We start from the raw sequence: 19,683 nt of genomic DNA, 5'->3' as shown, positions 1-19,683 counted from the left end.
TCGTCTTTTTAGAACCAACGCCCAACCCGGCTTTTATATTCCAGATAAATGTCACCAAATTTACGTTCAAGATAGGCTTCTTCCCGCGCGATTACATGATATCGAATGACTAACAAAACAAATGGCAATGCGATAATTGCCACATAGCTTCCTGCCGCCACTGCTATGGCGATATAGCATATTGTCATACCCACATAGATTGGATTTCTAGAATAGGCATAAAGGCCGCTGTCAAGAATAACGGTGGTAGGTTTCCAGGGTTTTACGTCAGAGCCTGACTTTCCATGTCTTCGTGCCTCAATTGCAATAGCGATCAGGCTGACAAGAAAGATCAACGCACAAGGTATCACGACCTCCATGGGCCCAATATCCCCATGTCGCCAATAGGATTGAAACCAGATGCTCAGCACGAGTGTTCCTCCGAAGGCAAGTGGCGGGGGAATTTTCACATCTGCATGGTCTGGCAGAGAACCATCAACATGGTCATTCATTTTTTCACCCTCAATATATTAGAGGATTATGTTTTATGATAATTCTCGCCAAAATTATGTGTTCGCAATCACGTGTCGGAAGTGGGACCTGTGTCCCCCATCACGTTGCGGGGACATTTTCTGCCAAATACCGGATGGCAGCCTCTGTTCCACCTTTACCATGAGGGATGTTTAATGCCTGGAGTGCCATTTCAATTGCTCCCAATGTGCCAAACAGCATCGGGGCGTTTGCGTATCCCATATGAGCAATTCGTATCCCCTTGCCGAGTAGGTCGCCAATGGTAATACCAACAATCACATTGCATTTGTCTTTACAGTAGTTCAGCAGATCTTCCGGGCTGTAAGGGGCATTGAACAAAACGGTTGTGACCGCAGGTGAACGCTCCTCAGGATTTTCAACATTGAAAGATAAAGCCCCGCCATCAGCCCATTTTTCAACGCAAGCCCAAGTTGCGCCAGCAAGAAGACGGTGCCTTTCAAACGCAGCATCTTTACCTTCTTTATTCAGAAGTTCGAAAGACGCGCCCAAGGCGAAAACAAGATGTTCGGGAGGCGTTCCTGCATATTTCTGATAGTGGATTTCGCCTGTGCGGAATGTCCAATCCCAATATCCGGTTTTAAGGTTTGCCGTTTGATGGCGCTCCCACGCGCGGGGACCCGCTGCATTGAAGGCGAGACCAGGAGAAGACATCAGCCCCTTTTGTGAAGCGCTGACCGCCAGATCAACGCCCCATTCATCCATTTCAAACTCCATGGTTCCAAGAGATGCGATTGTATCCACCATGAACAGCGCATCATGTCCAGATGCGCGGATGGCTTCACCGACAGCTTTCACATCGTTTTTCACGCTTGATGCGGTGTCTACCTGGACCATAAGAACGGCTTTGATCTCTCCATCGGTATCTGCCTCAAGACGTTTTTGAACGGCGGCTGGATCAACAGCTTTGTTGTAGCTACCGGGAAGATGTTCAATCTCCAGACCCAGGTCGCTGCCGTATTCACCCCAGCCCGTTGCAAACAAGCCGCTTTCCAGCACGAGAACTTTCTCCCCGCGGTTCATGGTGTTAGTAAGCGCCGCCTCCCACGCGCCATGCCCATTGGCGATGTAGATGAAGGTGCGGCCTTTGGTTGAAAACCACTTTTGAAGGTTTTCCAAAAGGTTATCGGTAAGCGGCGGAAAATCATCCTGATACAGGTCAATTGCTGGCTGGTGCATGGCATTGAGCACAGGCTCGGGCACATTGGTTGGACCTGGAATACTCAGAAACTGACGACCTGTGCGAACACTCATCGATAAATCCTCTAAAATTGACTTTCAGGACAGCACGCTAACTTAGTTAATCATGTCCTACAACTGGTTATATTCTATGATGCGTTCTGAACTTCTACGTGACGTGAATTGGTGAAATACAAGACCATAAGTGACAATAGTCCAAAGGACGAAAATCCGATAACCAACGGCAACACGGTTCCATCATAGGATTGTGCGACTATCGTTCCCAGAATGACGGACATAAAGGTTGAACCCGATGTGATTACCGCCGACGCTACGCCGGCTATGTGACCAAGCGGTTCCATGGCTTGGGCATTGATATTGCCAAACAGGATGCCAACGCAAAAGAATATCAGAAGAAGAAAAGCCATCAAGAGCCACAGGCTGGGTTGCCCTTCCGTCGCGAAGGCATAGCCAAGAAACAGGACTGACAGAATTGTAAACACCCACAAGGCTTTTTTGATCAGGTTCATCATTCCCAACTTCATCACAAGGCTGGAGTTTGTAAAAGAAGCACCCCCGAAGGCAAGAGCAAGGGATCCAAAATAAATAGGGAATAATTCACCTACACCATACTGTTCTTGGAAAATCTGCTGCGATTGCGTCAGAAAACTCAAAAAAGCGGCAAAGACAAAGCCGGACAGTATCGTATAGCCAAATGAGATAGGTGTTTTCAGAACTTCAATGACGGCTTCCAGCAGTCGGTTTACTGTGAATGGAACGCGCTTTTCATGAACCAGTGTTTCTTTCTGTCTTAGTGCCAGCCAGAAAAGCGCAATGACGCCTAAGGTGAACATCGCGACAAAGATATATCTCCACGAAGCGAAAAGCAGAATGATCTGCCCTAGGGCCGGGGCCAATACAGGGACAAGAATAAAAACCGTCATGACCAGCGACGTAAAGCGCGCCATTTCCCGGCCAGAATACTGGTCACGTATCAAGGCAATTGACACGACCCGGGGGCTGGCTGCTCCTAGGCCTTGCAGGAAGCGTCCTAACAGCATGAGAGTGTAGTTCTCAGCAAAGATAGAAAGCAAGCAGCCTGTCAAAAAGATCAGAATCCCTGCATAGATAGGCCTTTTACGCCCCAAACTGTCGGATATTGGTCCATAAATGAACATGCCAAAGGCCATGCCAACGAATGTTGCCCCAACAACATATTGGCGACCATTTGGATCCACCACATTCAGGTCCATCACGATGTGTGCCAATGCCGGCAACATACTGTCAATAGACAGGGCAATAAGTGAGCTGAGCAGCGCCAGCAAAATGACCTGTTCGACGCGGCCCATGCGGGGCGTAGAATTCTGTTGGGACAAAACGATACTCCGAAGGTAGGAACGCTTAAACGCAAGCTCTATGCGAATAACCTTCCCATTGTGCCAAAACCGCAGCCAGCTTGTCTAGCACGGAAATTTGAAGCTCCTGCTGATTGACAAAAAGGGAAATTAGTTTTACATAAACCTATGTTTTCGCGTACCAGTCCCAGCCCCCGTTATTGGCATTTGTTAGATCAGTACAAGTTGCTTCACCAGAACGGCACCATGCGCCGGACGAAAAACGGGGTTGTTGAATTTTCAGCGAGGGACACCTTCTCAGGCCGCGGAATTATCAGACATGTTTCGTCAATTCAAAAACTGGCAAACGTCACAGGCGCTGCTTCAATCCTTGATTTTGGAAGTGGCAAAGGCGAGCAGTATATTGAAGATCTCAGAACAAAATCGGGTGATATTATCGCGGACTCGCTCCATGCGTATTGGGGCGTAGGGGCAATTACTTGTTACGACCCGGCTGTAAATGAGGATCAAACACCGCTTGAAGCACAATATGATGGTGTTATTGCGACCAATGTTCTTGATCATTTGCCAGAAGAAGACTTGCCGTGGATAGTTGACCTTCTTTTCGAGAAGGCTGAAAAATTCGTTTATGCCAATATGTCTGAACACCCTGCCAACGCCTATTTGCCAAATGGTGAAAATGCCCGCATTACCAAAAAGTCTGCGGATTGGTGGGTTCAGCTATTTTCCTCTGTCGCGACTAAATATCCGCATATTCGTTTCTGCTTAGGATTTGCTCGCCATCGGACAGATAATGAGGGTAATGCCGAAGTTGCCATGACCCATTTCCATACCTGCCCGGATCTTGAACTGCCGTCTTCATTTTACCTCGGGTTACATGCCGAAGGTGAAGCCATTTCTATCCCTTAGATTCCATATTGTTGTTTCCAATCACCACTGAAGCGGTTTAAGCTGAAAGAAAAGTGCGTTTGCACAGATAGTGGGGGCGAAATGGATTATTCCAAAGAAAAAAAGATTACTGGAATAGATCGCTTTCTCGCTTTAAGTCCCGTGTATTACGGTTGGGTTGTCGTGGCCATCGTATTTGTCACGATGGGTATCGGCGTCAATGTTCGAACCGCCTTTTCCCTATTGTATCCTGCAATACTTGAGGAGTTTGGCTGGTCTCGTGCGGATACAGCAGCTACATTTACAGTAGGTTTTATATGTGCAGGGGCATTGTCACCTGTTATTGGAAAACTCTCCGATTACATTTCTCCCAGATATTTGCTTTCTTTAACTTCTTTGCTGGTCGCAGGTGGACTGGTGTTATCGACCTTTAGTTCCGAGATTTGGCATATCTATGTCTGCCTCGGGATTATCGTTATCGGCTTTGGCGTTGCGATCACCTATGTAGGACATTCCCTTTTTTTACCGGCATGGTTTGAGAGGCAACGGGGACTTGCGATTGGTGTTGCTTTTTCCGGTGTTGGTATTGGATCCGTAATTTTGATGCCTCTGCTACAGGCGCAAATCCTTGAAACAAACTGGCGAGAAGCCTGCTGGTTTATGGCGGGCTTGCTTGTCTTTATTGTTTTTCCTCTAAATTTCCTGTTTCAAAGGCAAGCACCAGGGGAGTTGGGGCTTTCACCTGATGGAGATAAGAACACACCTGAAGGGGAGCTGAGGACTTCAAAACAAGTCGATAATATTGTTGATAAAGAGTGGGTGGAGACGGACTGGACACTTAAGAAGGCGATGAAGACTCCCGAGTTCTGGTGGATGAGTTTAAGTTGCTGCGCGGCTTTGTATGTTTGGTATGCAATCCAAGTGCATCAAACCAAGTATCTCCTGGAAATCGGTATATCAAACATTACGGCTTCTTTTGCATTGGGTCTGGTCGGATTTGCAGGTATCGCCGGGCAAATCTTCTTGGGGCATCTGTCAGATCGGATTGGGCGTGAGAAGATTTGGACCGTGGCTGTGATGGGGTTTGCCATCTGTTATGCTCTCCTACTTGTTATGGAGCATTTACCCAGCAATATTCTTCTATATGCAATGGTCATCATGCAGGGGGGGCTTGGCTATGCAACCGCGTCTGTTTTTGGGGCAATGCCGGCAGATATGTTTCAGTGCAAACGCTATGGCGAAATTTTTGGCGTCTTTAGTATGTTGTCGTTGATTGGTGGCGGAATCGGCCCATGGTTTACGGGGTATTTGTACGATATCACCGGGAGTTATCAGGCGGGCTTTTATGTAGCGATCGTGGTTTGTATGATTTCTGTTGTTGCTGTCTGGAAAGCATCACCGCGCAGTAAGAGATTGGTGGCTGGGCAAGCCGAAAAACGAGCCCTAATGAAGAGTTGAAAGGTATCAAAAGAACATGTCAAAAGTGGCTGTGGTAACTGGCGCCGGAGGCGGAGTAGGTCGCGCTGTAGCGCTCAAACTTCTTGAAAATAACTATGTTGTATATCTTGCAGGTCGAACTCTTTCAAAACTGAAAGAAACGAAGGCTTTAGCCGGTGAAAAGCAGATCAACGCGGTTGCTGTCGAAACGGACGTAGCAATTGCATCAAGTGTTGCGAGCTTGTTTCGCCAGATAAAAGAAGAGCAAGGGCGATTAGATCTGTTGTTTAATAATGCCGGCATTGGTGCGCCGCCAGTCTTGGTGGATGATCTGGAAACTGACCAGTGGGATCAGGTGGTAGCAATTAACCTAAATGGTTCATTTTATTGTGCACGCGAAGCATTTGGATTGATGAGAACTCAATCACCGATGGGGGGGCGCATTATCAATAACGGGTCCATCTCAGCACATGTCCCGCGCCCCTTTAGTGCTCCTTATACGTCAACGAAACATGCGATCACAGGTTTGACAAAGTCACTATCCTTGGATGGACGTCCCTACAACATTGCATGTGGCCAGATTGATATAGGAAATGCGGCGACGGATATGACGGTTGTGATGCAGCAGGGTGTGCCGCAAGCAAATCTGGAAGTAAAGGCAGAGCCCGTTATGCCCGTTGAAAATGTGGCTTCTGCAGTTCTTTATATGGACAGTCTGGCGCTCGAGGCCAATGTTCAGTTCATGACCGTGATGGCAACAAATATGCCTTATATTGGGAGAGGGTAATTAATCCCCAAGCTTGGTGGCAAGGTAAGCGATGACCGCATCCTGTAATTCTACGAGCATACGGTCCGCCTTGTTTTTTGATGGCAAGTCCTTGATCCGTTGAACAACTGCGGAACACATCATGACAAGTAATCGAACAGTGTCGTCGATTTGTTGCTCGTTGTATCCACGTTCTTCCAGCAATCCATATTGCGATAGGAACTCAACCATCTTTTGTTCAATGGTGATGTTGTACCGATGCCACTCGTCATTGTTATGTAAGGCTTTGGCCAAACGGTGATAAAGGTCATCTTGCATGTGAATTTCAAGATAGACCTTTAGCATTTCGCGAACCACATGGCGCCAATGGGCTGTTTCGCTCACTTCTGAAAAAACAGATTGCAGTTTTTGTATCATATTCTCAATGACACGCTGACCGAGTGCCAGAAGAACGGAGTCTCTTTCACTGAAATACTGATATACAGAACCAACCGGAATGTCCGCTTGTTTAGCAATCGTACTAGTTGTGATTTCGTTGATGTCGACCTCAATCAGAAGTCCTGCCGTTGCGCTGAGAATTTTTTCAACTCTCTCGCGGGATCTGGTCTGTGATGGAAGTTTGCGGCCTGTAAATCCAATGACTGGTATATCCATGAGATGCCTCGACTCCGCTTAACCCATAAATTTTTGAATAATAATGGTGACAAAAATAAATGATAATTTCATCCTCTAATACAATCGAGGTATGCATAGGTCGAGATAAATTTTCTCGCTGGCGCAAAAACACTCCATTTATTGCATTTATATTACAGTGGTTTTGATCAATTGATTTTGTGATGGGTTTTCTGTTTACTGCGGATGTGTTTATAAAATTTTCTCAACCGGGTGGGACATGGGCAAAAGCCGTAAAGTATCAAAGGTGAAAACACCAGAGCTTCTTCCGAAAGGGCAGTTCGTATTAACACCGGAACGTGGGATTGCCGAAACGACATTTCCGGACATGGCTGAGATGAATAAGGAATTGGAAGAATTCCTTGTGCCACTCGCAAAAGCAAGGTTGGAGGAGTTGGGTAAACAATCCGCCTCCAAAAGTGTCAAAATTCATCACGTTGATGCTTGGGATATTCCGGCGGCAAGATTTATTGATAAACGTGCCAAGGCCATGTTTAAGGAGATTTCGGGATTTAAAAACGCTGTTGTGGATCTAAGTTGGGCGAGCGTTTATTTCAACGGGGATTACATCCTTCCTCACGCTCATTCGCGGTCTCAAGGTTCTGTTGTCTATATGGTTTCATTGGGCGACGATAGTGATGATGATCCTATGTCTGGTAAATTTATGATCTCAGATCCACGCTTGCAGTTATGCTGTCAGGATGATGGCAAATATATGAGTAACAATTACATGCCGGATCTGAAAGAAGGATCAATGATTGTATTTCCGGCATCTATTGTTCATATGGTCACCCCTTATATGGGGGATCGCCCAAGGATTACTCTTGCCTGGAATATAAATGAAAAAGCCTTGCCACTCAGGAAAGGGCAGGAGGCCTATGGGATCCCGCCTCACCCGGGTAAGGCGGGAGTGAAAAGGCTAACGGCTTAGCCTGTCAGATGTATGTTGCTATCTGATCTTTAAGTGCCATACGCTGACGACGAAGCTGTTTTTCGAACCCTTCATCTGCGGGCTCCACATTTGTCTCAATTCTATGAATTTGACGGTTTAGGGTGTGATACTCTTCAGTCAGTTTGGCAAAGTGGGCATCATTCAGATTTAACTCCCTGATTTTATCTGCAGCTTCAGGAAATTCTTCGTGTAATTCATGTGGTACGTGTGACATGGTTCCATCCATTAGTTGTCGTTACAGACGGATTTTGACGTTGGTGCGATAGGGGTTCATTGACTTGCCGCAAAGAGGCAATAAAAAAGTCAGAAAATTGAATTTTTTTCGCTCAGGTAATTTACCGTCACAATTCGCTTTTTTGTTGCCGGCTTAGTTTAAGTTCCCTGTGAGAAATATATGTGGTGGCAGCTACAATTATGGCCCCCCCCAGCATAACAAATTGGTCTGGAACTTCTGTAAAGACAATATAGCCAATACTGGCTGCCCACACCAATTGCAGGAAGCCTATCGGCTGGGTCAATGTGATGGGTGCAGCCTGGAATGCCTTGGTGACAGTATAATGTCCAATTGTTGCAAATACTGCAGTTAAGGCGAGCCACCCCAGTTCAGAAACTGTTGGTGTTTGCCATTGGTAAATGGCACCAGGGAGCAGAGTAACCGTGCATCCTAAAGACAACATACCAACAATCATCGTCGAATTATCTGTATCTGTCAGACGCTTGGCGATCAGGAAAGAAGTGGCAAATAAGGGGGCTGCACACAACTGCGCCAGTTGACCCAGATTAATCTCCTGAAAACCTGGACGCAGAATAAGGAAAGTCCCCAGGAGGCCCACTAAAACGCCCATTACCCGTCGAATACGTAACTTCTCACCCAAAAATAAAGCTGCTCCAAGGGTGACAAAAATGGGTGACACATATCCAATTGCTGTTACTTCGGCCATGGGAATACGTGCCATCGCGTAAAACCATAAAAGAACACCTACGCCGTGTAGGAAACCTCTTAGAGCATAGGTTTTGTATTTCACCGGAATGAGGGGGCCTTGCCAGAATTTGATCATACTGGGCAGGATAAGCAGCACTCCAAACAAATAGCGAATAAACGCAGCTTCAATTGAAGGAAGTGAGGAGCCAATATACCGGACAATGCCCGTCATTAGGGCAAACATGAAGGTCGATATGACCATCCAGAGAACCCCTTGCAAGGCTTGGTTCCCGCGTATTGATTGAATGATTGGCACAGAGTTTCCTTTTATTCTTTTTATTGAGCGGAAACCTGAAGAGGTGTCTGCCTAACTTATTGTTATGACCACCACAATGCGTATTGGCGTTCACAAAAGCCGGGTATGGCTGTGAGTGTAATTTTGTTGTTTGGAAGGCTTATTTCGCCGCTAAAAATACCGAAAAGCTGACTGAAATCGCAAGGTGCGCTTCCTTCCGTAGCATAGGCAGTATACAGCCCCTCACAGGCAAAGTTAAGATTTACCCGATTGTCATTTGTTGAAATTTTCCAGTTTTCTTTCAGATTGTCTAAATTGTAGGAAAACTCTGCCTGTCCCAATGGGATCATTTCCCCATTTATCCAAAGTACATTTTCAGAGTGCCCGGTTTCGTTAACGCCGTTTGAAAGGTTCAAACCGATATGGTTTCCCCCTTCATCAAAACCGGTGATGCAGGCCCAATTCCAAAATGTATCCTGACGCAGAAACCCAGCGGTAAAATCATAGTGCGCTGATGCGTTCAAAGATGACAGATTGTAGGAAACTCCATCCATTTGAAGGGTGCCGGTAGGCTCAGCGCCTGCTATTTTCTGGCAATAAGTCCAGCCGTTAGGCCCGGTTGGCGTGCAAACTCTTAAGGTGTTTGGCTGCGCAGATTTGTTTTGAATATCGAAAGAAAGGGTTGGGCCGTTTTCAATGATGACCTCAAGGCTGCGTGTGTTGATTTCGGGGATGATTTTAAACGCTACATCCATTCCATTTCCGGAAATTTGGGATGTTCCATTATCCGGGTTGAGGGAGATTTCGCAAAGGTCATTCTGTCCTATGCGGCATCCATTTTTGATCATTTTTCCTGTTTCTCGATCGAACAGATAGAAGAAGACTGTTTTCTGGACGGAGGTATAACTGAGCGAACAACCTGCGATAAAACGGTCTGAGGTAAATCCCATGAAATGGAAGTGGACGAAACGTCTTTCTTTTTCAGAAGCGGGGAGCTTGCGACGAAAAGGATCTCGCAGCGCAAACTCTTCGAAATTAATCTCGCCAATTTCCTGTTGAAAGTGGCCATATGGCACTGAACCATCCGCACGAACAAATTTCCCCATATAGCCTCTTTTTAATTATTTTTGGCAATTGAGTCAGTAGACGGCATTTCTGCTGTTAGGGGAAGCAAAAACTTGATTGGTGTCAAGGTGCTGATTGACCTTTTTTGCTACAATACCAACTTAGCTTGATGGTATTAATTGGGGAAGGAATGGAGATGCCAGCTTCACGTAAAACGCCAGCGAAAAAGACAGTAGCAGAGACTGCTGAGTCAAAACCGGCATTGGTTGCACCGATTGGTGAGGAGGCTTCTGTCGATAGCAGTCCAGATCAACCTAAAAAAGAGGCTTCATGGTCGCAAGATGAGATCAGGCGTATTTTCGAAACTGGAGAGTATCCTTATAAGGAAAAAATTCCCCGCAAAGAATATGAAAAAGAAAAAGAGCTTCTTCAAATTGAACTATTGAAAGTTCAGGAATGGGTAAAAGAGAGTAACGAGAAAATTGTTCTTTTGTTCGAGGGCCGTGATGCGGCCGGTAAAGGGGGAGCAATCAAGCGGTTTACTGAACATCTAAACCCGCGTGGTGCGCGTGTTATCGCTCTGGATAAGCCTACTGAAAGAGAGAAGACACAGTGGTTTTTTCAACGGTATATCCATCATTTCCCCGCAGGTGGTGAAATGACCTTTTACGATCGTTCCTGGTATAACCGTGCTGGTGTGGAACGCGTTATGGGGTTCTGTACCGCACAAGAGTATCTTGAATTTATGCGTCAGACGCCCGATTTGGAGCGCATGATGGTCCGAAGCGGTATTCGACTATACAAATACTGGTTCTCCGTCACACAGGAAGAGCAGCATAGCCGTTTTAAATCACGAGAGGTAGAGCCACTCAAGAAGTGGAAACTGTCTCCGATTGATCGCCAGTCTTTGGATAAATGGGATGATTATACCGAAGCAAAAGAAGCAATGTTCTTCTACACGGATACGGCAGATGCCCCGTGGATTATTGTTAAATCTAGCGACAAAAAACGCGCGAGGCTTGAGTGTATGCGTCATTTCCTCGCATCCTTGAACTACCCAGGAAAAGATCATGAAGTGGTGGGGCAACCAGATCCACTTATCATTGGTAGCGGGCATCACGTGATTGGCAATAACGAACATATCCTAGGGCGCAGTTTGCACCCGGATACCCGAAGAAAATAAGATGTGTGTCGTGTTGATTTAAACACTTGGGGCCCGTTCTTGAATGTACGTGGCCCCTTTTTTTGTGAGTTTCACAGCCTGTGCAGACCGCGCAATTCCCAAGGTTTTTTGAATGTCCCGCTGTAACAGTTCCGCGTAGGGAGATTGGCTAATGCCGTTGGCTTTGACGATACTTTCGAGCTCCTCCAAAATATACTCCACGATAGACCGGAACCCTAGATACACATGCGAAAGCGCATCTGCATTCTGGTTCTCAGGTGTCGCATTGTTTGCGAGATGTTGGGCAATAGGCAGGAGTGCGTCAAGTTTTGACAAGGCCGCGCCCAATAGATCTAGTTTTTCATATGGGTTTTGCCGGGCCAGATCATCAAATAGAGAATGAAGTGAGCCAATAAGGCCAAAGGCACCTATGGCATCTTCGATCACGCGGGTTGGATGAGATATTTCCTGAAAGGCCAATCCTTTTGTCCCGATGAGGGATGACGTAGGTACTTTAGCGTTTTGAAACTTTATGCCGCCATGAGGGCATGGCTGAAGAAAACTGAGAGTAACACCTTCTGTCTTTTGAACACCTTCCGTATCCGCAGGGAGTAAAATAGCACTAAATTCTTTTATGCCATTTTCCTCTCCAGAAACAACAAGGGTCAGGAAATGGCTGGCGAGAGGGCCATTTGTCAGAAAAGTTTTCTCACCAGTTAGGTTGAAGACTCCATCTTCTTCGACCAGAGAACTTTTCAGATGTTTTGGATGAGCGCCAAATTTGGGTTCAGAAATGGCGACGGAAAGAGACGCTTTCCCTTCAGCAACAAGCGGAAGCAGGTCGGTTTTTTGCTCCGCCGATGCAAGTCTTTCAATATGGAGCTTTGGAAAAAGCCAATGAGTTGTAAAACTCATAGTGAGTCCAGGAACACCACCATATCTGTTTAGCAGATATCCAAATTCAGCAATATTGGCATATGTCGCCCCGCTACCCGAAAACTCAGGAGAGACAGCTAAACCCAACAAACCAGATTTTGCGGCATGGTTCCAGATTTCGCTCGGAAATTCCTTCGATTTGATCAGTTTCTCCCGAACTGGATAAATATGATCTTTGGCAAAATCCTTTACCATTTGGTGCAGATCTGATTGGGGGGCAGGAATTTGTTTCATTCGCTTCTCACGGCTTTTCTGTTTTGTGTATCATAAACGGGAGGCCGCCGCGGCGGAAGTTTGAATTTGCCATTCTTCCTTCGTTGACCTTATATGAGACCAGTTACTAACCAATGGGCATAGCCAGATATGTTTACCCCTGCTGTCATGGATGTGGCACTTACCGCCTTTGTCACTATGTTTGTGATTATTGATCCCCTCGGCCTTTTGCCGATTTTTATTGGACTGACACAAGGCGCACCGATTTCGCATAAACGCAAAATGGCCTTAAAGGGTGTTCTGATCGGCGGGGCGACTTTACTGTTTTTTGCTTTTTTCGGCGATCGGTTCTTATCACTCCTCGGGGTGAATATCGCCTCTTTCAGAATTGCAGGTGGGGCGATGCTTTTCTTGACGGCACTTGAAATGGTGTTTGAAAAGCGTACTCAACGCCGCGAAAGTCAGGCAGAGAAGATGAAGGATGAAATATCGCATGATGGGGGGTTTGATGATATTTCGGTTTTCCCAATCTCTATCCCGTTAATTTCGGGGCCGGGGGCAATCGCTTCAATTATGCTGCTGATGAGCTCTAACAGGGACAATCCTGTTCATATGGCGACAGTCCTGGTGGTTCTTGGCGCCGTTCTGCTGATTGTATATGTCCTGTTTCTCTTGGCTCCAAAACTTGAGAAACTGGTTGGGCCCACTTTCACGCAAATTGTCACTCGTGTGCTCGGTGTCATATTGGGGGCGCTGGCGGTTCAGTATATTATTGACGGTATCAAACTGAGCTTTCTTTCCTGAGCAGAGGTAAAACAACAATGACAAAATACTCCGTTCTCGACCTTTCCCCAATTCCAAATGGCAGTACAGCTTCGCAGTCATTTGCAAATTCTGCTGATATTGCCAAACGGGCGGAAGAGCTAGGCTTTCACCGGTTCTGGATGGCAGAGCACCATAATATGCCGGGGATTGGAAGTGCCGCCACGTCTGTTCTCCTAGGGCACATTGGGGCTAACACAAGCACAATCCGTATTGGATCTGGCGGTGTGATGCTTCCCAATCACGCGCCATTGGTGATCGCTGAACAGTTTGGGACGTTGGCGTCTCTATACGGAGACCGGATTGATTTGGGGCTCGGCCGTGCGCCTGGAACAGATGGCGTAACCGCGCAAGCGCTAAGGCGATATCTGACCTCTGGTGTTGATACGTTTCCCAATGATGTTTTGGAGCTGCAAACATACTTCAAACCTGCCTTACCTGACCAAAAGGTGAGAGCGGTGCCGGGGGCGGGACTCAATATCCCGCTTTGGATACTGGGGTCCAGCCTCTACGGGGCGCAATTGGCAGCTCATCTTGGACTACCATATGCTTTCGCCTCTCATTTTGCCCCAACTGATCTAATGCAGGCCATTCAGATCTATAGAGATCGCTTTCAACCGTCAGAACAACTTGACAAACCATATGTGATGGTTGCGATGAATTTGATGGGGGCTGACACCAAAGAGCAGGCCGATTTGATTGCGACCTCTCAGATGCAAGGTGTATTGGCAATGGCGCGCGGTGAACCCGTTCAATTGCCAGCCCCAGTGGAAGGGTTTGCCGATACCCTTTCCGCGCAGGAGCGTATGATTATTTCGCGTTTCACGACCTGCATTGCGCAAGGTAACCATGATGATGTGAAGGCCGCGATCGAGGCATTCCAGCAAAAAACAGGCGCAGATGAAATTATCTTCACGGCCCAGATTTATGATCATTCAGCGAGGCTCAGATCATTTGAAGTGGCGGCTGAAGCCTTGGGGATCATTCCCGCATAAAATCCATACAGCTTGCGGCAGATCAATGTTTTCAGCGTTCTTAGGTCTTTTAATTTTCAGATCAAACACCCGTTAGGTGAGATTAATCTGGAGAGAATAAGAATGGCCGATAGCTACAAAGAACTGACCAAAGATATTTCAAAATATATGGGTAAGTTGCGAAAAGCACAGCCGGAAGCCATGGCTGGTTTTGCAAAAATGGCTCAAGCCGCTGGTGCTGATGGGGCGCTGGATCCTAAAACCAAGGAATTTGTCGCTTTGGCTATTGGGGTTGCCGTGCATTGTGATGGGTGTATTGGGTTCCATTCCAAAAAGCTGGCTGAAATGGGCGCTACCACTGAGGAAATTACTGAAACTCTGGCGATGTGTATTTATATGGGCGGCGGCCCATCTTTAATGTATGCCGCCCAAGCACTTCGTGCATTTGAAGAGTTTTCAGAGGATTAACGCAGCAGTGACATAAGTTCACTTGCGAGTTCGGCTGCGGAGATTTCTTTACAGCCGCTTGTATTTTGACCAGACCATAGCGGGCTGAAATCCCCACTTCCCATACTCTCTGCCTTGCTCCTAAGGGGAGCCATCGCAGCGGTCGCCATTGGGAATTGCGGAGCGTTGGGACTGATGGGGCCTTGTTCCCTTATAATGCGATTAACTATTCCGCGCGCTGGGCGTCCTGTAAATACATTGGTGAGAGCCGTGACACGGGAATCCGTATTTTTGAGAGCTTCTCGGTGGATGTCACTTGTCTGACTTTCCGGGCATAAAAGGAACACGGTTCCCAACTGAACACCCGCAGCTCCCAGGTCCATTGCCGCTTTCACGGATTTCGCATCAGCGATACCACCCGACGCAATCACAGGCGTTCTGACATTCGCAAGGATTTGCGGAAGCAGAGACATCGTTCCAACTTGTGTGTTTATGTCATCGGAAAGGAAAATACCTCGGTGACCACCGGCTTCCAATCCTTGCGCGATAATGGCATCCACGCCTTTACTTTCCAGCCAGATCGCCTCCTCGACGGTTGTGGCGGAGGAAATGATTTTGGCCCCTGTACCTCGCGCTCGATTTAAAAGATCTTCGTCCGGGAGGCCAAAGTGAAAACTGATCACTTCCGGTTTCAGTTCTTCAACAAGCTGGACCAATTCGTTGTTGAAAGGTTGTCTTGCAGGTGTTGGATCTGGGTCAGTTAATTTCAGATCAAATTCAGAATAGTAATCGCTTAGGGCTTCGTTCCATTTTTCCAGTTCGCCTGCTTTCAAAACCGGATTTTTGTGACTGAAGAAGTTGAGGTTAAGTGGCCCTTTGGATTTCTCTCTGAAAGCATAGGTCTCTTCTTTAATTGCTGTAGAGGACAACATGGCGCACGGGAGGGAACCAAGTCCGCCTGCATTGCTCACGGCAGCTGCCAGCTCATGTTTTTGAACTCCTGCCATTGGCGCCTGAATGAGGGGAAGGTTAATCCCGAATAAGTCACATATGTTGGTCATCAGGTTTCTCCAGCCATGTCTTTGATGTGCCTCCGATTATCTTACCCATTATGGATCAGATCTGTTATGATCAAAAAGTGAATAAATAGTCATAATTGTTCTTGATATGAGAAAAATAAGTCTGGATGAGCTGAGCATATTTCAAACCGTTGCCATTGAAGGTGGGATTTTGAGAGCTTCCGAGAAGTTGGGGCGTGTTCCTTCAAATGTCACCAAACGCGTAAAGCAGTTGGAAGATCACCTGGGCGTGAAATTGTTCAGACGGCAGGGACGGGGGATTGAACTTACCGAAGAAGGGCGGGCCCTGTTAAAATATGCTGGCCAAATCCTTCATTTGGCAGACGAAATTGAACATGAATTTCGTCAGGAGATCACCGGACGGATTTTGCGATTAGGTGCCTTGGAAAGTGCGGCAAGTGTTAAACTTCCCCCTTATTTGTCAGAATTTCATACCAGATTTCCAGGAGCCACAATAGAGTTGCAAACAGGTACGACGGATGCGTTGCTGCGGTTAATTGACAACAATAGTATCGAAGCTGCCTTTATTTCTGAACCTTTCCAAGCTGAAAACGTGAATAGCCGTGAAGTGTTTGAAGAGGAGCTGGAACTGATCGCACCAAAAGGGGTTTTGAATTTGGCGGATGTTGCTGCGCTTGGAAGAAAAACAGTCGTTGCCTTTCCTCAAGGTTGTTCTTACCGCAAGCGTCTGATTTCCTGGTTGCAGGAGTTACAGGTAATCCCGGAGCGCTTTATGGAGCTTGGCTCCTATCACGCGATTGTCGCCTGTGTGACGGCTGGGACGGGAATTTCTATCGTACCTAAAGGAGTGTTGGATAATGCTGTCTCCTCGACATTGATTGAACGGTTTCCCATGCCAGCAGGGTTTAGCAGAAATAAAACCCACCTTGTGTGGAGGGGAGAGCCAAGTCGGTCGTTAAAAGAGTTTATGGGAATGCTCAAAGTGGCATCTTAAGCAAAAAAAATGCCGCCAATGACGGCGGCATTTTTACGAAAAGTTGGTAGGGATTATTCAGCTGCTTCCAGCTTATCCTGTGTACGAAGATCAAAATCGCTCGCGTCATGGCGTTCTCTTAGTTGTTCGCTAAGTTCTCCGAAGGCGCGATTGACCATGCGACCGCGTTTGACAGCTTCGCGCTTACCAAGCTGTTCTGTCCACCGGACCATGTTTTTGTAGGAGCGCGTGTCGAGAAATTCACCTGCGTCATACACTTTGTTTTCAACAAGAGCACCATACCACGGCCAGATGGCCATATCTGCGATGGTGTATTCGTCGCCGCACATATATTCGTTATCGGCTAAATGACGATCAAGAACATCAAGCTGACGTTTAACTTCCATGGCAAAACGGTCGATGCAGTATTTAATTTTATATGGTGCATATGCATAAAAATGACCGAAGCCGCCACCAAGATATGGTGTGCTCCCGATCTGCCAGAACAGCCATGACAGAAGTTCAGGGCGCTTTGCGGGGTCTTCCGGAAGAAATTCGCCAAATTTCTCAGCGAGATACAGAAGAATAGCACCAGATTCAAAGATGCGGGTTGGCTCTTTCGTGCTGTAATCCATCAATGCTGGAATCTTGGAGTTTGGATTAACCCCAACAAAACCGCTGCCGAACTGTTCACCTTCCCCGATATTGATGAGCCATGCATCATATTCGGCACCTGTATGGCCTTTTGCCAGAAGTTCTTCCAACAGGATTGTCACTTTCACACCATTTGGTGTGGCGAGAGAGTAAAGCTGCAGAGGGTGCTTGCCGCGCTGCAGTTCTTTCTCGTGAGTTGCGCCTGCGATAGGGCGGTTAATATTTGCAAATTTGCCGCCGTTTTCCTCTTCCCATTTCCAAACTTTAGGTGGGGTATATGAGTCGGTTTCGCTCATTGTTATCTCCGTAATTTGGCGCGCCCGTTTCAGATGTTTGTACTTTTTACCAGTTTTCAAATTTTCTCAACGAAGAATGACAAAAAAATATCATTGATCACATGTTGATTATTTTATTTTACAAGAAAATTACTGGAATTTTGACAGGACGTCGTTGAGTTGCGCCACTGTGTATGGTTTTGTGATAACTTGTTGAATTCCTGCGCTGGAAAACTCATCATGTTTTTCCTTAAAGACTTCAGCAGTGACGGCAACAATGGGCAAGTCGGTGTCAGTCAAAAATTTGCGAATTGTTTGTGTCGCTTCGATGCCATCCATTTTCGGCATTCGTATATCCATTAAAATGACATCCGCCCAATGTTCTTTGGCCAATTCAACAGCCTCCAAGCCGTTTTTGGCGTGTTTCACCGTATGCCCCGCTTCTTCCAGAAAAGCTCTTGCGATCATGGCATTCACGGCATTATCTTCCGCCAGAATGACATTAAGCGGTGTTGCATTTGAAGACGGGGAGCCATCGGCGGGATGTCCATTTTCGTTTTTTGTGATGACTGAAAATGGGATTTCTACAGTAAATTCTGACCCAAAGGGCCCGCTCTTTACGGCTACAGTGCCGCCCATCAACTCAATCAGATTTTTGACAATTGAAAGGCCCAGTCCGGATCCTCCAAACTTTCTGGATATTGAGTTGTCACTTTGGGCAAAAGGTTCAAATATGGTGTCCAATCTATCTTCTGGGATTCCGCAACCTGTATCTTCTATGACAAACCGGACAAGGCTTTGGTCCTCAGTTTGTTTGTCTGAAACTAGCGTGACAGAGAAAGTTACTTTCCCCTGATCAGTAAATTTTACTGCGTTCCCAAGCAAGTTCCACAGAATCTGCTGTAGGCGAGTTGGATCCCCAAAGAGATGTAGATCGCTTTCAATGTCGAATTGGCTTTTAAGAGGAAAGCCTTTCATTCTGGCTTCTTCATCGAAAGGAAGTGTCAGGCTGTCCAGGAGGCTTCGAAGCGGGAAGTTTTTCTCTTCAAGTTCCATGCTGCCAGCTTCGATTTTACTCATGTCAAGCACATCATTGAGGATGGCAAGAAGGGTTTCTCCAGAAGAAATAATGGAGTTCACGCGTTTGGTTTGAATGTCATCAAGTTCAGAATTGCCAAGTAGCTCAGCGATACCGAGAACCCCATTTAATGGAGTTCTGATTTCGTGGCTCATTGTTGCCAGAAAACGTGATTTAGCTTTAGTGGCTTCTTCCGCCTGCTTTTTGGCTTTTTCAATTGCGAATTCAGTTTCTTTTTGTTGCGAAATATCAGTGAACCAGAAGATATGGCAAGGTTCATCATTATATTCGAAAGGTTTCCAGCTTAAGGAAACCCACTGCTCGGAGCCATCTTTTCGAAGGCCGCGGGCTTCTTTGTGAATGATCTGGCCGTCCTTCTGGAAAATCTCTAGAAACTTAATGCGATCTGACTTGTCTGCCCACATGTCGGATGCTTGATGCCCGATGATTTCCTCTGGATCATATCCAAACATGGTCGCATATGTGGTGTTTGCAAAAATGATGGTTGAGTCCGCTTGTCTTGTAATGCCGATGGCGACAGGACTTGCTTCAAACATACGATGAAGCAAGTTCTCACTTTTCAAGAGTTGGCTTTCGATTTCTTTTCTTGCAGTGATATCGATTTGCCAGAAGATACTTGCCTCTCGCCCCTCAAAAATAATTGGCTGGGCGTTGAGAAGTGACCACCATTTCTGGCCATCCGGGAGAACCCGTTCCGCCTCGAGGTTGGTGAAAGAGGACGCGTTTTTCAGACAGTCCACTATAAAGTCGAACTGATCGTGATCTACCCATGTTTTCGACGGGTCAATTTCAGAAAGTTCGTCAAAATTGTTTTTGGAATAATGTTGCTGGACAACCGGGTTTGCAAAAAGCAATTCAGTTGTGTTGCGATCAATAATGGTCACGCCAATAGGACTGGCATCCAAAATGGCGCGGGTTGAAGAGTCGATCTGCAATCCGTTATTTTGATTTTCAGCGGCTTTATCTGACATCAACACATAATACCCAAGTTTGAGCCACTCCTAACCAGTTCCAATGGTTAATTCGAAT

General features: G+C 46.6%; 20 protein-coding genes. 9 read left to right on the top strand and 11 right to left on the bottom strand.

Annotated elements, in window-relative coordinates; all coding sequences use genetic code 11:
• Nucleotides 1–8 precede the first annotated feature (8 nt).
• The 3 genes from GUA87_RS00640 to GUA87_RS00630 all read right to left on the bottom strand — a co-directional run bounded on the left by GUA87_RS00640 (nucleotide 9) and on the right by GUA87_RS00630 (nucleotide 3,083).
• The gene (locus tag GUA87_RS00640; RefSeq protein WP_193714601.1) at nucleotides 9–491 is read right to left on the bottom strand and encodes a methyltransferase family protein; all 483 of its coding nucleotides are present in this window, start codon (nucleotides 489–491) and stop codon (nucleotides 9–11) included.
• A 100-nt stretch (nucleotides 492–591) separates the two neighbouring features.
• Nucleotides 592–1,782, bottom strand: coding sequence for a pyridoxal-phosphate-dependent aminotransferase family protein (locus GUA87_RS00635; RefSeq protein WP_193714600.1), 1,191 nt, complete (start codon nucleotides 1,780–1,782; stop codon nucleotides 592–594).
• A 74-nt stretch (nucleotides 1,783–1,856) separates the two neighbouring features.
• Nucleotides 1,857–3,083, bottom strand: a complete 1,227-nt coding sequence (locus GUA87_RS00630) for a multidrug effflux MFS transporter (protein WP_227711635.1) — start codon at nucleotides 3,081–3,083, stop codon at nucleotides 1,857–1,859.
• Between the two features lie 225 nt (nucleotides 3,084–3,308).
• Between GUA87_RS00630 and GUA87_RS00625 the strand changes: the two genes are divergently transcribed.
• From GUA87_RS00625 to GUA87_RS00615, 3 genes are all read left to right on the top strand, one after another.
• A complete protein-coding gene (locus tag GUA87_RS00625) occupies nucleotides 3,309–3,971 on the top strand; it encodes a class I SAM-dependent methyltransferase (RefSeq protein WP_193714599.1) in 663 nt (220 codons plus the stop codon).
• A gap of 81 nt (nucleotides 3,972–4,052) precedes the next feature.
• Nucleotides 4,053–5,408, top strand: coding sequence for an MFS transporter (locus GUA87_RS00620; RefSeq protein WP_193714598.1), 1,356 nt, complete (start codon nucleotides 4,053–4,055; stop codon nucleotides 5,406–5,408).
• A 16-nt stretch (nucleotides 5,409–5,424) separates the two neighbouring features.
• Entirely contained in the window at nucleotides 5,425–6,174 is a 750-nt protein-coding gene (locus GUA87_RS00615; protein WP_193714597.1) for an SDR family oxidoreductase, read from the top strand.
• Here the strand turns inward: GUA87_RS00615 and GUA87_RS00610 are convergent, their stop codons facing one another.
• Nucleotides 6,175–6,807, bottom strand: coding sequence for a TetR/AcrR family transcriptional regulator (locus GUA87_RS00610; RefSeq protein ID WP_193714596.1), 633 nt, complete (start codon nucleotides 6,805–6,807; stop codon nucleotides 6,175–6,177).
• 238 nt (nucleotides 6,808–7,045) lie between these two features.
• Between GUA87_RS00610 and GUA87_RS00605 the strand changes: the two genes are divergently transcribed.
• On the top strand, nucleotides 7,046–7,756 hold the full coding sequence (locus GUA87_RS00605; protein WP_193714595.1) for a putative 2OG-Fe(II) oxygenase: 711 nt from the start codon (nucleotides 7,046–7,048) through the stop codon (nucleotides 7,754–7,756).
• A gap of 4 nt (nucleotides 7,757–7,760) precedes the next feature.
• Here GUA87_RS00605 and GUA87_RS00600 read toward each other — a convergent pair whose 3' ends face one another.
• The 3 genes from GUA87_RS00600 to GUA87_RS00590 form a co-directional block, all read right to left on the bottom strand.
• Entirely contained in the window at nucleotides 7,761–7,991 is a 231-nt protein-coding gene (locus GUA87_RS00600; protein ID WP_193714594.1) for a YdcH family protein, read from the bottom strand.
• A gap of 127 nt (nucleotides 7,992–8,118) precedes the next feature.
• The gene (locus tag GUA87_RS00595; protein ID WP_321575852.1) at nucleotides 8,119–9,015 is read right to left on the bottom strand and encodes a DMT family transporter; all 897 of its coding nucleotides are present in this window, start codon (nucleotides 9,013–9,015) and stop codon (nucleotides 8,119–8,121) included.
• A 62-nt stretch (nucleotides 9,016–9,077) separates the two neighbouring features.
• Nucleotides 9,078–10,100: a DUF2804 domain-containing protein gene (locus GUA87_RS00590; RefSeq protein ID WP_193714593.1), complete on the bottom strand. Its 1,023-nt coding sequence runs from the start codon at nucleotides 10,098–10,100 to the stop codon at nucleotides 9,078–9,080.
• A 155-nt stretch (nucleotides 10,101–10,255) separates the two neighbouring features.
• Here GUA87_RS00590 and ppk2 point away from each other — a divergent pair, with 155 nt between their 5' ends.
• Nucleotides 10,256–11,242 carry a polyphosphate kinase 2 gene (ppk2, locus tag GUA87_RS00585; RefSeq protein ID WP_193714592.1) on the top strand — a complete coding sequence of 329 codons (987 nt, stop codon included), beginning with the start codon at nucleotides 10,256–10,258 and terminating at the stop codon, nucleotides 11,240–11,242.
• Nucleotides 11,243–11,260: 18 nt separating this feature from the next.
• Here ppk2 and GUA87_RS00580 read toward each other — a convergent pair whose 3' ends face one another.
• Nucleotides 11,261–12,391 (bottom strand): acyl-CoA dehydrogenase family protein, encoded by a 1,131-nt coding sequence (locus GUA87_RS00580; RefSeq protein ID WP_193714591.1) that lies wholly within the window; start codon nucleotides 12,389–12,391, stop codon nucleotides 11,261–11,263.
• 129 nt (nucleotides 12,392–12,520) lie between these two features.
• On the opposite strand from GUA87_RS00580, the gene GUA87_RS00575 reads away from it, so the two are divergent.
• The 3 genes from GUA87_RS00575 to GUA87_RS00565 all read left to right on the top strand — a co-directional run bounded on the left by GUA87_RS00575 (nucleotide 12,521) and on the right by GUA87_RS00565 (nucleotide 14,634).
• Nucleotides 12,521–13,174, top strand: a complete 654-nt coding sequence (locus tag GUA87_RS00575) for a MarC family protein (RefSeq protein ID WP_227711634.1) — start codon at nucleotides 12,521–12,523, stop codon at nucleotides 13,172–13,174.
• Nucleotides 13,175–13,191: 17 nt separating this feature from the next.
• On the top strand, nucleotides 13,192–14,187 hold the full coding sequence (locus GUA87_RS00570; RefSeq protein WP_193714590.1) for an LLM class flavin-dependent oxidoreductase: 996 nt from the start codon (nucleotides 13,192–13,194) through the stop codon (nucleotides 14,185–14,187).
• A 102-nt stretch (nucleotides 14,188–14,289) separates the two neighbouring features.
• Nucleotides 14,290–14,634 (top strand): carboxymuconolactone decarboxylase family protein, encoded by a 345-nt coding sequence (locus GUA87_RS00565; protein WP_193714589.1) that lies wholly within the window; start codon nucleotides 14,290–14,292, stop codon nucleotides 14,632–14,634.
• Here the strand turns inward: GUA87_RS00565 and GUA87_RS00560 are convergent.
• Nucleotides 14,631–15,674, bottom strand: a complete 1,044-nt coding sequence (locus tag GUA87_RS00560) for an NAD(P)H-dependent flavin oxidoreductase (RefSeq protein WP_193714588.1) — start codon at nucleotides 15,672–15,674, stop codon at nucleotides 14,631–14,633. The genes GUA87_RS00565 and GUA87_RS00560 overlap by 4 nt on opposite strands.
• A gap of 106 nt (nucleotides 15,675–15,780) precedes the next feature.
• Between GUA87_RS00560 and GUA87_RS00555 the strand changes: the two genes are divergently transcribed.
• On the top strand, nucleotides 15,781–16,647 hold the full coding sequence (locus GUA87_RS00555; RefSeq protein WP_227711633.1) for a LysR family transcriptional regulator: 867 nt from the start codon (nucleotides 15,781–15,783) through the stop codon (nucleotides 16,645–16,647).
• Between the two features lie 53 nt (nucleotides 16,648–16,700).
• Here the strand turns inward: GUA87_RS00555 and yghU are convergent, their stop codons facing one another.
• The gene (yghU, locus tag GUA87_RS00550; protein WP_193714587.1) at nucleotides 16,701–17,576 is read right to left on the bottom strand and encodes a glutathione-dependent disulfide-bond oxidoreductase; all 876 of its coding nucleotides are present in this window, start codon (nucleotides 17,574–17,576) and stop codon (nucleotides 16,701–16,703) included.
• 129 nt (nucleotides 17,577–17,705) lie between these two features.
• Nucleotides 17,706–19,625, bottom strand: coding sequence for a PAS domain-containing hybrid sensor histidine kinase/response regulator (locus GUA87_RS00545; protein WP_193714586.1), 1,920 nt, complete (start codon nucleotides 19,623–19,625; stop codon nucleotides 17,706–17,708).
• Nucleotides 19,626–19,683 lie beyond the last annotated feature (58 nt).

The organism is Sneathiella sp. P13V-1, assembly GCF_015143595.1.
Taxonomy (GTDB): Bacteria; Pseudomonadota; Alphaproteobacteria; order Sneathiellales; family Sneathiellaceae; genus Sneathiella.
The sequence above is the reverse complement of the archived record's forward strand: the minus strand, read 5'-3'. Positions and strand labels throughout refer to the sequence as shown.

Excerpts from the sequence above, each read along its gene's own strand:
- GUA87_RS00575 (WP_227711634.1), top strand. The coding sequence starts at position 12,521 with ATGTTTACCCCTGCTGTCATGGATGTGGCACTTACCGCCTTTGTCACT.
- GUA87_RS00610 (WP_193714596.1), bottom strand. The coding sequence starts at position 6,807 with ATGGATATACCAGTCATTGGATTTACAGGCCGCAAACTTCCATCACAG.
- GUA87_RS00590 (WP_193714593.1), bottom strand. The coding sequence starts at position 10,100 with ATGGGGAAATTTGTTCGTGCGGATGGTTCAGTGCCATATGGCCACTTT.
- GUA87_RS00545 (WP_193714586.1), bottom strand. The coding sequence starts at position 19,625 with ATGTCAGATAAAGCCGCTGAAAATCAAAATAACGGATTGCAGATCGAC.
- GUA87_RS00640 (WP_193714601.1), bottom strand. The coding sequence starts at position 491 with ATGAATGACCATGTTGATGGTTCTCTGCCAGACCATGCAGATGTGAAA.
- ppk2 (WP_193714592.1), top strand. The coding sequence starts at position 10,256 with ATGCCAGCTTCACGTAAAACGCCAGCGAAAAAGACAGTAGCAGAGACT.
- GUA87_RS00615 (WP_193714597.1), top strand. The coding sequence starts at position 5,425 with ATGTCAAAAGTGGCTGTGGTAACTGGCGCCGGAGGCGGAGTAGGTCGC.
- GUA87_RS00635 (WP_193714600.1), bottom strand. The coding sequence starts at position 1,782 with ATGAGTGTTCGCACAGGTCGTCAGTTTCTGAGTATTCCAGGTCCAACC.
- GUA87_RS00625 (WP_193714599.1), top strand. The coding sequence starts at position 3,309 with ATGCGCCGGACGAAAAACGGGGTTGTTGAATTTTCAGCGAGGGACACC.
- yghU (WP_193714587.1), bottom strand. The coding sequence starts at position 17,576 with ATGAGCGAAACCGACTCATATACCCCACCTAAAGTTTGGAAATGGGAA.
- GUA87_RS00565 (WP_193714589.1), top strand. The coding sequence starts at position 14,290 with ATGGCCGATAGCTACAAAGAACTGACCAAAGATATTTCAAAATATATG.
- GUA87_RS00605 (WP_193714595.1), top strand. The coding sequence starts at position 7,046 with ATGGGCAAAAGCCGTAAAGTATCAAAGGTGAAAACACCAGAGCTTCTT.
- GUA87_RS00580 (WP_193714591.1), bottom strand. The coding sequence starts at position 12,391 with ATGAAACAAATTCCTGCCCCCCAATCAGATCTGCACCAAATGGTAAAG.
- GUA87_RS00555 (WP_227711633.1), top strand. The coding sequence starts at position 15,781 with ATGAGAAAAATAAGTCTGGATGAGCTGAGCATATTTCAAACCGTTGCC.
- GUA87_RS00620 (WP_193714598.1), top strand. The coding sequence starts at position 4,053 with ATGGATTATTCCAAAGAAAAAAAGATTACTGGAATAGATCGCTTTCTC.
- GUA87_RS00600 (WP_193714594.1), bottom strand. The coding sequence starts at position 7,991 with ATGTCACACGTACCACATGAATTACACGAAGAATTTCCTGAAGCTGCA.
- GUA87_RS00560 (WP_193714588.1), bottom strand. The coding sequence starts at position 15,674 with ATGACCAACATATGTGACTTATTCGGGATTAACCTTCCCCTCATTCAG.
- GUA87_RS00570 (WP_193714590.1), top strand. The coding sequence starts at position 13,192 with ATGACAAAATACTCCGTTCTCGACCTTTCCCCAATTCCAAATGGCAGT.